This is a genomic window from Massilia sp. CT11-108, assembly GCF_047302915.1.
Lineage (GTDB): Bacteria > Pseudomonadota > Gammaproteobacteria > Burkholderiales > Burkholderiaceae_D > Telluria > Telluria orientalis.
Genome location: NZ_JBKYMO010001573.1, coordinates 1 through 262, shown reverse-complemented (window position 1 = coordinate 262; position 262 = coordinate 1). Strand labels below are relative to the sequence as shown.

General features: G+C 50.8%; 1 protein-coding gene. It reads left to right on the top strand.

Annotated features, from left to right (window positions below; all coding sequences use genetic code 11):
* Nucleotides 1–76 precede the first annotated feature (76 nt).
* On the top strand, nt 77–223 hold the full coding sequence (locus ACEN88_RS35645) for a hypothetical protein (RefSeq protein ID WP_413347113.1): 147 nt from the start codon (nt 77–79) through the stop codon (nt 221–223).
* The last annotated feature ends 39 nt before the right edge of the window (nt 224–262 follow it).

Sequence of the window (262 nt, the reverse complement as noted above, 5' to 3'; positions counted from 1 at the left end):
ACATCCACAAACATCCCTCAAGTCATCACAACATGATTGAGCTATCCACATCAACAAAATACGAACAATTATTTACATGAAAACCTCCATCGCCCTGTACAACGACACAAATATCACACCCCGCATGCATGCTCCAAAGAAAGATGAGCCAAGAGGCTGGAACAGTGAAGAGGCGGTGCAGGGCGGGTACGCCAAGACTGAGGCGCAGGGGATGACCGGCTAGAACGGCACTGCACGGCCACTCATGAGCTCAGTGATCTCG